The organism is Sinosporangium siamense, assembly GCF_016863435.1.
GTDB lineage: Bacteria > Actinomycetota > Actinomycetes > Streptosporangiales > Streptosporangiaceae > Sinosporangium > Sinosporangium siamense.
The window spans coordinates 128,879-142,113 of record NZ_BOOW01000043.1; the positions used below are offsets into that span (position 1 = coordinate 128,879).

A 13,235-nucleotide genomic window follows, 5' to 3' on the forward strand; every position below is an offset into this window, starting at 1 on the left:
TTCTCCTCATCTCTCGATCTTCTGGGTGACGACGCGTCCGATCTCGGCGAGCGAGGCCGGCTCCAGCATGGTGTAGTGGTCGGCGGCGACGCGGTGCGTCTCGACCGCACCCGCCACCAGCGGTTTCCAGGCCTCCTCGGCCTCCTCGGCCGATCCGGCGGGCCGCCCGGCGGTGGCCACGAACAGCAGCAGATCCCCGCGCGATGGACGCGGCCGGTAGTTCCGCGAGATCTCCCCCATGTTGCCCATCACCTGGCGGAGCCGCGCCCGCACCTCGGCGCCGAGGCCCGCGCCCAGGTTCTCCGCGAGCGCCTGTACGTCGTCGCCGGCAGGGCGGTCGCCCGCCCGGGGATCAAGACCACCGGGCGGTGACTGACTGACAGACACGGGATAGGCGTCGAGCAGCGCGAGCAGGCTCACCTCCGCCCCCTCCTCTTCCAGACGGGTGGCCATCGCCTGGGCGACCTTGCCGCCGAAGGACCAGCCCAGCAGCCGGTAGGGCCCGGACGGCTGGATGGTGCGGATCAGCTCGACGTAGTCGGCCGCCATCTCCTCGACGCTGCGCGCCAACGGCTCCTCCCTCACGATGCCGCGCGCCTGGATGCCGTAGACGGGAAGGTTCGCCGGGAGATGCCGGAGGAGTGGGGTATACGCCCAGCTCAGGCCGGTGCTGGGATGCACGCAGAACAAGGGGCTCCGGCCGTTCCCGGCACCCGGGCGCAGGGGCAGGAGCATCTCCAGGTCCTGCGTCCTGGAGCTCGCAGCGGCCGTCCGGCGTCTGGCCGGTTGCGGATCGGCCGGGCCCGGCACGGCGGGCCGCTTCGATCCGGGCACGTCGACCTGCGACAAGCGGACCTCCGGTGCGGCGGCGACCTGTTCGAGGACACCGACGAGCCGCTGGGCGAGTGCCTCGGCGGTGGCCCGGTCGAAGCGGTCCTCCGCGTACACGAGGGAGCCCACCAGGCCGTCCGCGTCCCCCTCGTCGGTGCGGCAGTCGAGGAGCTTGACCCAGAGGTCGAGCTCCATCGCCTCCTCGGGCATCGGCACCAGCGATGTACGCAGCCCGGGCAGTGCCCAGGAGTCCTCCGGCCGGATGTCGTCCTCGTCGAGCTGGAGCGCCACCTGGAAGATCGGGTGACGGGTGATCGACGGGACCGGCACCACGAGCTCAGCGAGCCGTTCGAACGGCAGGTCCTGATGGCGGTGGGCGTCCTCACCCACGTCCCGCACCCGGCCGAGGAGCTCGGCGAAAGCCGGATCCCCCGACAGGTCGACGGGCAGGGGAAGCCACCGCGAGAACGGCCCGACCATGGGCACCAGGCCGGTCTGTTCCTCGTCGCGCGGCAACCGGGTGCCGATCGTGACCGGTCCTCCACCGCCCAGGCGCGACAGCAGCATCGCCAGCGCGGCGTGTACCGCGGTGAACATGGTCCCGCCGGCCGAACGCGCCGCTTCCAGCAGCCGGGCGTGGGAGCCGGCGGGCAGCTGCAGCGGCACCGAGCCGGCCCGCCGCGACGGCAGCATGGGCCGTGTCCGCCCGGCCAGCGGCGAGCTCGTGTCCTGCGGATCGGCGTCGCCGGAAAGGAACTCGCCGTCGGCCAGCTTCTCCCGCCAGAACTCGATCTGGTCCCAGATCAGGCTGTCCCGCTCGTCCGCTCCGGCGAGCATCTCCCGCTCCCAGAGCGCGTAGTCGGCGAACTGCAGGGCCAGCGGGGCCCGCTCCGGGATCCGCCCTTCCCGGCGCGCGCCGTACGCCGCGGCCAGGTCGCGGACGAGGACGTCCGCCGACTCCTCATCGGCGGCGATCCGGTGTGCCACCACCAGCAGGACCTGTTCGCGGTCGGTGAGCGGGAAGAGATGCGCGCGCCAGGGCACCTCGCCGGTCAGGTCGAAGGGGCGTCCGGCCCGGTCGGCCAGCAGTCCTGGCAGATCGTCTTCTGTGGCGGGGCAGATCTCCAGCGGCGGGCGGCCGGACTCGGCGTCCAGGATCTCCTGGCGCACGTCCCGCCGCGAACCGGGGAATCGGGTCCGGAGGATCTCATGCCGCCCGCCGACATCGCCCAGCGCCCCCGCGAGGGCATCGCAGTCGAGCCGGCCGCGCAACCGCAGGGCGACGCGCACGTGCAGCCCCTCGGCCTCATCACCGATCCGGGAGAGCAGCCACATGCGGCGCTGCCGCGCGGTGACCGGCAGCGGGCCATCCGGGTCCAGGTCCGCGCGCCGTCCCGGCCCGAGCACAGGACGCGACTTGGCGGCCATCGCCCGCGCGAGGCCGGCGGGTGTCGGTGTCGAGAACAGCTGCCGGATCGGCAGTTCGGCGCCGAGCTCCTCCCGGATCCGCGCGACCAGGCGCATGGCGAGAGTGGAGGTGCCGCCCAGCTCCAGGAAGTTGTCCGCGACGCCGACGTCGGCTACGCCGAGGGTATCGGCGAACAGCGCGCACAGCCGTTCCTCGACCTCGCCGACGGGGTCCCGCCCGGCGACCCGCTCGCCAGGGCCCGGGGCCGGCAGCGCCCGCCGATCGACCTTGCCGTGCGCGGTGACCGGCCAGGCCGCGACGACGACGATCGCCGACGGGACCAGATACGAAGGAAGGCTCTCCGCGAGCCTCGCCCGGATCTCCTCGACAGGCACCTCGCCCCCGGCCGGCACGACATACGCGACCAGGCGGCGCTCGCCGAGCGTGTCATCCCGTGCGATGACGAGCGCCTCGGCGACCGAGGGCTCGGCGGTGAGTGCGGCCTCGATCTCCGCGGGTTCCACCCGATAGCCACGGATCTTCAGCTGGTTGTCGGCGCGGCCGGCGAACACCAGCTCGCCACCGGCCGTCATCCTGGCCAGATCCCCGGTACGGTACATCCGCTCGCCCGCGGACGCGCCGGGAAGCGAGCCCGGCAGCGCCACGAAGCGCTCGGCGCTGGCAGCCGCTCGGCCGAGGTAGCCGCGGGCGAGCCCGGCTCCGGCCAGGTAGAGCTCACCGGTGAAGCCCGGCGGCACCGACCGCAGGAACGCGTCCAGCACGTAAGCCCGGCGGCCCGCGAGCGGACGTCCGATCGGCAGCGTGCCGCCCAGCGGTTCACCCGGTTCGATCACCTGCCAGGTGGCGCAGAGCGTGGTTTCCGTCGGACCGTACAGGTGCCGGACCCGGACCTCGGGGCAGGCTCGCCGCATCTGGGCGATCGCGGCCGGCGGTACCACGTCCCCACCGGTCAGCAGCTCACGCAGCCCCGTGAAGCACTCCGGTGAGGTCTCGGCGAGCACTCGGAAGACCCCAGCGGTGAGGTGCGCGGCGGTCACGCCGTCGGCCACCGCGGCACGCAGCCGCGCGGCGTCCACCGGGCCCGGCTCAGCGATCACCACCTCCGCGCCGGCGGCCAACGGCACCCAGGTCTCGTAAAGCGACGCGTCGAAGGCGTGCGAGGCGTGCATGAGCACCCGGTCGCCCGGGCCCAGTGACCAGCCAGGATCTGAGGCCAGGGCGGCCACGGCGCCGTGCGGGACCGCCACGCCCTTCGGGACGCCGGTCGATCCCGAGGTGTACATCACGTATGCCAGATCGTCCGGCCCGATCCGTACCGTCACCGGCTCGGCCGCCGCTACCGCCGCCCGCACCTCGGGGGTGTCGATGGCCAGGGCGTCATTCCCTCGCGGCAGGACATCGCGGGCGTCCCGGGTGGTGATCACTGTGGAGGCCCCGGAATCCCGCAGCAGCAGGGCGATCCGATCCGCGGGATAGCCCACGTCGATCGGCACGAAGGCGGCCCCGGCCCGCCACACGCCCAGGAACGTCACGAGCAGGTCCGCGTTCCGCTCCATCACCACGCCGACACGGTCACCGCGGGTCACCCCCAACCCGGCCAGGTAGCCGGCCAGCCGGCCGGACTCCCGGTCCAGCTCCGCGTAGGTCAGCCGGCGCACCCCGTCGCTCACCGCGATCTCGTCGGGCTGGATCTCCGCCCGCCTTCGGATCTGCTCGGGCACCGGTCCGCTACGGGGCAGGTGACCGGCCGTGTCCAGGCGGGCGACCGGCGCCGAGGGGTCGGCGGCCATCCGTTCCAGCATGGCGACGAATCGGTCGAGCAGCGAGATCGCCGTACCGCGATCGACGATCCCGGTCTGGTATTCCAGCCGCACGAGCATCCGCTCCGCGGGCGCCGCCACCAGCGTCAGCGGATAGTGCGAGGTGTTCCGGCCGGTGTGGGAGGGGCGGAACACGACATCGCTCTCCCGAACCGAGCTCGGGCCGTCGTGCGGGAAGTTCTCGAAGACCACGAGCGTGTCGAAGTCCGCGCCCGGGCCGACGATCCGCTGCACCTCCGCGAGTCCCAGATGCTGGTGGTCCATCAGAGCCGTCTGCTGTCCCTGCAGGCTCCTGAGCATCTCCGCGATCGGAGTGGCGCCGCGCAGCCGAACCCGCACAGGCACCGTGCCCAGCAGCATGCCGACCATCTGCTCCACCCCGGGCAGATCCGCCGGGCGCCCGGCGGTGGTCGCGCCGAACACCACGTCGGTACGGCCGGCGAGTTGCGCCAGCAGCATCGCCCAGGCGCCCTGGACGACGGTGTTCACGGTTACCTCAAGGCTGCGTGCCAGCGCGGACAGCGAACCGGTGAGCTCGCCCGGCACGTGGGTGACGACGGTGTCGCTGCGCGGAACGCGGCCGCGATCCGCCGGCGCCACCAGCGTCGGCTCACCGGCACCGGCGAACTCCTGCGCCCAGGCGGCCCGGGCGGCGTTCCTGTCCTGCCGGGAAAGCCAGTCGAGATAGTCCCGGTAAGAGGCGGCCGGCGGCAATCCCGAGGCGTCGCCTCCGGACCGGTAGATCATGGCCATCTCGCCGAAGATGATCGGCATCGACCACCCGTCGAGCAGCACGTGATGGTTGGTGATGACCAGCCGGTGCCGCTCAGGACCGAAGCGGATCAGCGCCAGCCGTAACAGCGGGGCGACGGTCAGGTCGAGCCGCCGGCCCAGCTCCTCGCGGGCGATCCTGTCAGCCGCCGGCTCCGGCTCGTCCTCTCCCGCGACATCGCTCTCGCGCCACGGAATCTTGACCTCTCGCGCCACGACCTGGACGAGCTGCGCCCCGCTCACGTAGCGGAAGCAGGCCCGCAGGGCGGGGTGCCGGGCGACCAGGGCCTGCCACGTTTCGCGCAGACGCTCCGCTTCCAGCGGACCGTCGATCTCCAAGGCCGTCTGCACGGTGTAGACATCGGCGCCTTCGTCCGGTGCGCCGAGGGCCGCGTGGAACAGCATGCCCTCCTGCAGCGGCGACAACGGCCAGACATCCTCGATTCTGCTCATCGCTGTTCTCCCTCGTGAGGTGCGTCGTCATGGAGTCGGTCGGGTCCCTCGCCGAGGGCGGCCTCGAGCTCGGCCATCTGGTGCCTGGTGAGATCCACGAGCGGGGCGCCGGACGGAACGGCTGCCGCACCGGGATCGGGCGGGGAATGCGGTGGGGCCGCATCGATCAGCGCGGCGAGCTTTCTCGGAGTCTTCTCCTCGAACACCTGCCGAGGGCTGATCGTCAGCCCCGTGCTGCGTGCTCGGGCGGCCAACCGCATCGAGATGATCGAATCGCCGCCGAGATCGAAGAAGCTGTCGTCCACACCGACCCGATCGACCCCGAGTGCCTCCGCGAACACGTCGCACAGCGCCCGCTCTGTCTCGGTAACCGGCGCGTCGGAGCCTGTCGCTCGCTCCGGATCCTCGCCTCCGGCGGCGAACTCCGGTTCAGGGAGAGCCTTACGGTCCACCTTGCCGTTGGGGGTCAGGGGAAGCGCTTCGACCATCATGATCACGGCCGGCACCATGTGCCCCGGCAGCCGGGCGGCGAGGTGTTCGCGCATCTCATCGACGGTGATTCCGCCGGGAGCCGGGGTCACGTAGCCGATGAGCCGTCCCCGCCACATCGCCACAGCTGCCTGGGCTACGTGGGGGTGCGCGGTCATGGCCGCCTCGATCTCCCCCGGTTCCACCCGGAACCCTCGGACCTTGACCTGATCATCCGCCCGGCCCGCGAAGACCAGCTCACCGCCGGGAGTCCAGTACGCGAGGTCGCCTGTGCGGTACAGACGCCGGCCGTCCGGAGCCGCCACGAACCGCGTGCTGGTCAGTCCGGGGCGGTTCAGATATCCGCGCGCCAGCCCCACGCCGGCCACGTACAGCTCCCCGGTCACCCCGGCCGGCAGCGGTCGCAGGAACTGATCGAGCACCTCGCACCGGCCACCGGCGATGGGCGTGCCGATCGGCACCGCCGCCCCAGGCGCCAGCGGCCCGCTCATCGTCGAGCAGACGGTCGCCTCGCACGGCCCGTAGGCGTTGACCATCCGATGCCGGAGGGAGAACCGCTCCACCAGATCGGGCCCGCACGCCTCGCCGGCCACCACGATCGTCTTCACCGAGTCAGGCAGATCCTCCGCCACGGTGGCGAGCACGCTCGGCGGCACCGTGACGTGCGTTATCCCCCATCGGACGAGGACATCCGCGAGTCCGGTCCTGGGTGGCAGCTCGTACCCGGGAAGCGCCACCAGCGTGCCGCCCGACAGCAGCGCCATCAGCAACTCCGACATGACCGCGTCGAAGCCCAGCGCCGCCATCAGCAGCACTCGCGACGATGGGGCCACCCCGAAGCGGTCGATCTGCGCCGCCGCGAGATTCCCCAGACCGGCGTGCGACACCACGACGCCCTTCGGAACCCCTGTCGAACCCGAGGTGTACACCACGTATGCGGCGTTCTCCGGCACCACCACCGGCAGCTCCACGTCGCCGGCGAGGCCGTCTGCGATGCCCTCGCCGACGACAACCGTGTCGATGCCGACGGGCACCCGGAACCGGGTCGCGGCGGAGCACACCACCACCGCGGGCGCCGAGTCGGACATCATCCAGCCGAGCCGTTCTGGCGGGTAGCTCGGCTCCATCAGCACCGCCGCGCTGCCCGCCAGCGACACGCCCAGCACCGCCGTGGCCCAGTCCGCGCCGCGTTCCACCAGCACACCGACTCGCCGCTCCGGCCCGGCGCCACGCCGGACGAGATGCCTGGCCAGGCCGATCGCCCGGGCCAAGAGCTCGGCGTAGGTCAGCTCTCCGTCGCCGCCGACGACCGCGACGGAGTCCGGCCGCTCCGTCGCGATCCGCCGGACCAGCTCACCCAGCGGGGCGTCGCTCCCGGCCCGCGGGCCGCCCGAGGTCCAGGCGGGATCCGCGCCCGGCCCACCCAGGCCGATCCGGCTCACCGCGCCGGCCGGATCGGCGATCATCTGTTCCAGGACACGCACCAGTACGGTCATGACCAGCTCGGCACGCTCCCGGCTGAACGCGTCCGGGCGGTAGATGAGGTCGCCGACCACCCGCCCATCGTCGAGGGCGGCCACCAGCGTCAGCGGGTAGTGCCCTGCGTCCTCCGGCACACCGACCGGCCGTATCGTCAACCCGTCTGGTTCCTGCGAGTCCAGCGGCGGGCGGGGATAGTTCTCGTACACCACAGTGCTGTCGAAGCTCGCGCCGGGACCCGCGGTTCGCTGGATCTCGGCGAGCCCGAGATGCTGATGCTGCATGAGCGCGACCTGCCGCTCGCGCAACTCCGTCAGCAGCCGCGCGATCGTGCTCGTGCCACGCAGCCTGACCCGCACCGGCACCATGTTGATGAACAGTCCCACCATGCGTTCGACCGCCGGCAACTCCGCCGGGCGGCCCGCGGTCGTCATCCCGAACACCACATCCGTGCGCCGGGTCAGCCGAGCCAGGACCAGCGCCCACGCCGCCTGCAGGACGGTGTTCACGGTCACGCCCTGAGCCTGCGCGAGGCCGGTCACGGCGCGGGACAGCTCCCCGGTCAGCTCGTAGCGCACCCGCTCCGGCCGCTCCGCGACCGTCGCCGTCTCGCCGGCCGAGACCCGGGTCGGCTCGTCCAGATCTGCGAGCTCATCCCGCCACGCGGCCCGGGCCGCCTCGGCGTCCTGGCGGTCCAGCCACTCCAGGTATTCCCGGTAGGACACCGCCGACCGCGCCGCAGGCGGATCTTCATAGAACGCCTTGACCTCGCCGAAGAGCACCGGAAGCGACCACCCGTCCGCGATGATGTGGTGGCTGGTGACCACCAGGCGGTGCCACCGTTCGTCCAGGCGGATCAGCAGCAGCCGCAGCAGCGGCGCCCGGCTGAGATCGAACCGTTCCGTCAGTTCCCCGGCCGCCGCCAGCTCCGCCTCGGCGGCGCTCCCCGCGTCCGCGGTGCGCCAGGGCAGCTCGACACGGTCGGCCACCGCCTGCACCGCCGTACCGGAGCCGAGCTGATGGAAGCTCGCCCGCAGCGCGTCGTGCCGGGCCAGGACGCTCTCCCAGGCCGCCCGCATCCGATCGGCGTCCAGCGGGCCGATCAGGTCCAGCACCCGCTGGCTCTCGTAGACGTCGCGTCCGGTCGCGTCGTAGGCGGCGTGGAAGAGCAGACCCTCCTGCAGTGGCGAGAGCGGCCAGATGTCGGCGAGGGCCGGCCCGCTCACCTCGTCCACCTCGGCCTGCGTGAGTTCGACCAGCGCGAAGTCAGACGGGGTGTATCCACCGGCGCCCGGCGCGGCCGCGTGGGCGGCGATGCCGGACAGCACGTTCAGCCACGCCTGCCCCAGGGCCCGCGCCTCAGGCTCCTCCAGGAGTTCGCCTGCCCAGGTCAACGTGAGTTGCATGGCCGGCCCGTCCACGCCGTCCTGTACGGCTGCGCCCACCTCAAGGACATGCCGTAGCGGCATGTCCTGGTGGGCATTGCCGCCGATCGCGCCCACCGGCTGCCACATTCCGGCCCTCCCCACCGCGGCCGAGGAGCGTCCCATATAGTTGAACGCGACCCGTGGCCTCGGGAGGGCCGCCAGCACCGGGGCGGTCTCGGGATTCAGGTGACGGAGCAGCCCGAATCCCAGTCCGTCTCCGGGGAACGCCCGGACCTGCTCCTTGACCGTCTTCAGCAGCCGCCCAGCCGCCGGGCCGCCGGCCCGCGCCTCGCCGTGATCGATGCCGGTGGCATCCAGCCGGACCGGATGCACGCTGGTGAACCAGCCGAGTGTCCTTGACAGGTCCGCCTCGCCGACAGGCCGGCGGCCGTGCCCCTCCACCTCCACCGTGACCGCGGCGCCTCGCACCAGAGCCACCGCGCCGGCGAAGGCGGCGAGCAGCACCTCGTGGACGCCGCAGTGGAAGGCCGCCGTCACCGTGTCGACGAGCGTCGCCGCCTCCGGTCCTGAGACGGTCCACGAGTCGCGCCGTGCGGTAGCGGCCGTGTCGCGGCCGGGCACCGGCACCCTCGTGCCCAGCGGCGAATCCGTGTCCGCCAGGATCGACCGCCACGCCTCCAGCTCGCCGGCGCGTTCGGTCGCCTGGCCGGCCAGCAGCCGGGCCCACCGCCGGAACGACGTCGGCACGGGCTCCAGGTCCTGCTCCCGCCCGGCCTGCCGGGACTCACACGCGGCACGCAGGTCGGGCAGCAGGATATGCCACGAGACTCCGTCGACGGCCAGGTGATGCACCGCGACGGCCAGCCGCGCTTCCTGCCCCGGCGCATCCACGATCCAGACGATCTGAGCCATGACCCCGGCCGCCGGGTCCAGCCGGCCGGTGGCCTCATGAGCCTGCCTGCTCGCGTGGGCGTCGAGGTCGCCGCCCGTCAGGACGGTGTCCACCTCGATCCGTTCGATCTGCGTCGAGGCGGCCACCGCCCCCACGGGAGCGGTCACCAGCCGCCCGTCCGGCTCCACCCGAGCCCGCAGCATGTCATGCCGGTTCAGGACCGCCTGCCAGCCGTCGGTGAGGACGTCCAGTGTCAACCCCGCCGGCACCCGTACGACCGCCCATTGCGCGAGCTCGCCGTGGAGCACCGACTCCTCGTCGAGCTCTCGTAGCTCCATCATCACCGGAGTCCACACGATCTCGCCGACGCCGTCCTCGACGGCGACCCCCTCCTCGGCCCGCCGCGCCGCGGCGGCGATCCCGGCCGGCGTCGCGTGCTCGAAGACATCCTCCACCCGCAGGAGCAGGCCGGCGCGGCGGGCACGGGCGGTGAGCTGCATCGAGGTGATCGAATCGCCGCCCAGCGCGAAGAAGCTGTCCTCGGCTCCAACCGCCGCGGGCAGACCCAGGATCTCGGCGAACAACTCGCAGAGCACCCGCTCGGTCTCGTTGCCGTACGCGCGTCCCGGCAGGTCTCCGGTGGACTCCGCGGTGAAGCGAGGGGCGGGCAACGCGGCGCGATCCACCTTGCCGTTGACCGTCAGCGGCAGCGTGTCCAGGACGACCACTGCCGCCGGCACCATGTACTCCGGCAGCTCCCCCCTCGCATGCTCCAGGAGCACCTTGGTGATCGCGGGGTCCTCCTGATCACGCAGTAGGACATAGGCGATCAAACGGCCCTCATCGGCCACCACCACCGCAGTGCGCACGGCCGGATGGGTGGCCAGCACCGCCTCCACCTCACCGGGTTCCACCCGATAGCCACGGATCTTCACCTGCGCGTCGGCCCGGCCCGCGAAGACCAGCTCCCCGTACCGGGTCCATTTCGCCAGGTCACCGGTGCGGTACAGCCGCTGCCCGCCGGGGGCGGCGACGAACCTCGGGGCGGTCAGCCCGGGACGGCCCAGGTAACCAAGTGCGACGCCTGCGCCGCCGAGGTACAGCTCCCCGACCATGCCCGGCGGCACCGGGTTGAGGAACGGGTCCAGCACCACGGCCAGCCGGCCGGCCAGCGGCCTGCCGATCGGCAGCACGGAACCGGTCTTTTCCCCCGGCTCGATCACCTGCCAGGTGGCACACAGCGTGGTCTCCGTCGGCCCGTACATGTGCCGCACGCGGAGGTCGGGGCAGGCCTCCCGGACGCGCTCCACCGCCTCGAGCGGCACCACGTCCCCGCCGGTCAAGACCTCACGGAGGCCGGCGAAACAGTCCGGGGCGGCGTCGGCCAGCACGCGGAAAGCACCGGCGGTCAGGTGCACGGCAGTGGCGCCCTGGGCGACCGCGTCACGCACCCGCCCCGCGTCCACCACACCCGGGCCGGCGATCAGGATGCGGGCTCCGGCCGCGAGCGGCACCCAGATCTCGAACAACGAGATGTCGAACGAGTGCGAAGCGTGGGCCAGCACGGTGTCACCCGGCCCCACCTGCCAGCCCGGCTGTCCCACCAACGAGGCCACGGCGCGGTGCGGAACACCGACGCCCTTCGGCGTTCCCGTCGACCCCGACGTGTACATCACGTAGGCGAGGTCGTCGCCACCGCACCACACCGACAGCGGTTCGGCCTCAGCGACGGCCGCCCGTACCTCGGGCTCGTCCACGACAATCGGGTCCTGGTCCCGCACCAGATCCCGGGTCTCCCTGGAACAGAGCACCACCGCCGGGGAGGAGTCCCGCACCATCAACTCGATGCGCGACGCGGGGTATTCCGGGTCGATCGGCACGAACGCGGCACCCGCCCGCCACACGCCCAGCCACGCGACGACGAGATCCGCCGAGCGCCCGAGCGCCACCGCGACCCGATCGCCGCGGCGCACTCCCCGGCCCGCCAGATAGGCCGCCAGGCGGCTGGCGGACTCGTCCAGATCGGCATAGGAGAGGCCGCGCCCGTCCGCCGCCACGGCCACGGCGTGGGGATGCCGCTCAGCCTGCCGGCGGAGCAGCTCAGGGACCGGCGGGAGCGCCGCCGTCGCATCCGCTGTGGTGCCGAGATCCGCTCCGCCGGCGAGCGTGCCGATCCGCCCCACCGGCACGGCCGGATCGGCCAGCACCCGCTCCAGCACCCTGATCAGCTGATGTATGACCTCGCCGACCTCGTCGCGGGTGAACAGGTCGGGCCGGTATGTCGTTCGGAGGCCGAGGCGGTCGCCGGGAGCGACACCCAGCGTCAGCGGGAAGCTCGTCCCGGCCCGCGCGGCCATGCCACTGATCGTGACGCCGCCGAAGGAGGGCGCGTTCCGCGGGTAGTTCTCCACCATCAAGACCGTGTCGAACGTCGCGCCGGGACCGGCCACCTTCTGGATCTCCGACAGGCCGGCATGCTGATGCGCCATCAGTGCCGCCTGCCGCTCCTGCAGCTCTGCCAGCAGCTCGACGAACGGCAGCTCACCTCGGAGCCGTACCCGTACCGGGACGGTGTTGAGGAACATCCCCACCACGCGCTCGACATCCGGGAGTTCCGCCGGGCGGCCCGACACCGCGGCGCCGAACACCACGTCGCGCCGTCCCGTGAGCCGCGCCAGGACCAGGGCCCACGCCGCCTGCATGACGGTGTTCAGCGTCACCTCGTGGCGGCGGGCGAATCCCAGCAACGCCCGCGTCGTCTCCTGCGGCAGGAACTCTTCATAGCGGTCGGACGGCCCCGGAGCCCTCAGCGCTCCGGGTGCGACCAGGGTCGGCTCGTCCAGCCCGGCGAGCTCGGCCCGCCACGCCTCCTGCGCGGTCGCCGCGTCCTGCCTGCTCAGCCAGGCGAGATAGGTGCCGAAGGAGACCGGTGCCGGCAGGACCTGGTCGCCGGCGTAGGCCGCGGCCACCTCACCCAGCACGATCGGCGTCGACCAGCCGTCCAGCAGGGCGTGATGGGAGGTCAGCACCAGTCGGTGCCGGTCGCCGCCCAGCCGGATCAGCAGCAGCCGCAGCAGCGGAGCCGTCGTGACCTCCAGCCGATCGCGACGATCCGCCGCGAGGAGCCGGTCCGTCTCGGCCTGGGCGTCGCCGTCGTCGAGATCCGACAGATCGGCTGTCTGCCATGGCAGCGGGGCATGGGCGGCGACCACCTGAACGGTCTGGCCGGACTCCACCTGATGGAAGCTGGTCCGGAGCGCATCATGCCTGGCCAGCACGGTCTGCCAGGCGGCACGCAGCCGGGCTTCGTCCAGCGGTCCGGTCAGGTCCACGACGCGCTGGGTCTGGTAGACGTCCGGGCCCTGCTCGTCGAGGGCGCGGTGGAACAGCATGCCGCTCTGGAGAGGGGAGAGCGGCCAGACGTGCGTCGGCTCCGGCACCGAGGCCTTGAGCCGAGCGCGATCCCGTTCGGTCAGCTCGATGGGGATCTCGTCGCCGCTGATGCCCAGCGAGTCGCCGCTGATGCCCAGCGATGGGGCCTCTCCAGCCGGTCCGTCCGCCAGTGCCGCGAGTCGTTCCGGGGTCTTCCGCTCAAAGATCTGCCGAGGCGTCAGCGAAAGACCCGCCCGGCGAGCCCGCGCCGCAAGCTGCATCGAGGTGATCGAATCACCGCCCAGAGCAAA

Annotated in this window: 2 protein-coding genes; both read right to left on the reverse strand. The window is 72.4% G+C overall.

The annotated features are described in order from the left end of the window. Positions 1–6: 6 nt before the first annotated feature. Positions 7–5,304 (reverse strand): non-ribosomal peptide synthetase, encoded by a 5,298-nt coding sequence (locus Ssi02_RS32150; RefSeq protein WP_204031328.1) that lies wholly within the window; start codon positions 5,302–5,304, stop codon positions 7–9. After that, positions 5,301–13,229, reverse strand: coding sequence for a non-ribosomal peptide synthetase (locus Ssi02_RS32155; RefSeq protein WP_275410771.1), 7,929 nt, complete (start codon positions 13,227–13,229; stop codon positions 5,301–5,303). Before Ssi02_RS32155 ends, Ssi02_RS32150 begins: the two co-directional genes overlap by 4 nt. Positions 13,230–13,235 lie beyond the last annotated feature (6 nt).